Below are 916 nucleotides of genomic sequence, written 5' to 3' on the forward strand. Positions count from 1 at the left end.
TTAGCCTTGGCTCACACACGAGTCCCGAGATGCGGGCCTCCTACTCGCACTTTCTTCCAAACAGCAGAGCGCTGCGTCGGCATGAAGACAGCAGCGAAAGTGTGCTGTGTACCAGTCCTCTTTCCGAAACCGTAGTGTTCTGGAATGGGGATCTTGGACTTTGCTGCATCGATTACGATCAGGTGGTGCAGCTGCCCAACGTCAGAGAGAATGGATTCCTTGCGGCCTACAGATCCGATGAGGCGGCGCGGGTGCGCCGCAACGGATTTGCTAAGCGATACAAGATATGTCAGTCGTGCTCCTACAGCAACGCAGACAAGCTCGGGTTCGTGATAGATTTGCGCACCGGAATGCCACGATGATCCTGTGACAGCAACATGTGGCCTAGAACTGGGACATGACTGGCTCAGTGAGCACAAGTGCCACTGCTTATCCCAAGCCATTACCTATGCGGCACGGATTTTGCCACTGGTCTCTCCGCATTCGGGACCCGTCGAAGAGATGCAACTCGAGCGCGGAAATGTTGTGCCTCATGAAACAATCCGAAACATTCGGGTGGCTGAGGAAGAAGTTGGGGTCCAATGATGCTCGACACTTCAGACGTAAGCAGCCAAGCCGTGGTGGCAGTGAGGCATTTGCCAGCAGTATCCGGACAGTCGAGAACCTCACATTGTCAGGAAGATCTCTGTACCCAAAGAACATAGACGCTTTGCGCAAGGATCTCGGAATAAGGCCTCCCGGCCTACCCTGAAGAATGGTTGAGCCTGCGTACGATTGATCAGGGCCTCAGAAATGGTCAGTACATCAACGGCCTCTACGACCCGCCCCGCTGCTACTTAACTCTTGAGCTCGTTCACTCGGCTGAAGTTAAAAAGTCTGGCCGGATAGTAGCAAAGCTGCTCTCTATTAGGTAAAG

At 53.7% G+C, this 916-nt stretch carries 1 protein-coding gene; it reads left to right on the top strand.

From position 1 onward, the window contains the following. Window positions 1-362: SPASM domain-containing protein (locus OC446_RS30510; RefSeq protein ID WP_262032608.1), on the top strand; the 362-nt coding region annotated here is incomplete at its 5' end. Between the last annotated feature and the right edge of the window lie 554 nt (window positions 363-916).

This window comes from Microvirga sp. Mcv34 (genome assembly GCF_024519725.1).
In the GTDB taxonomy this organism is placed as follows: Bacteria; Pseudomonadota; Alphaproteobacteria; order Rhizobiales; family Beijerinckiaceae; genus Microvirga.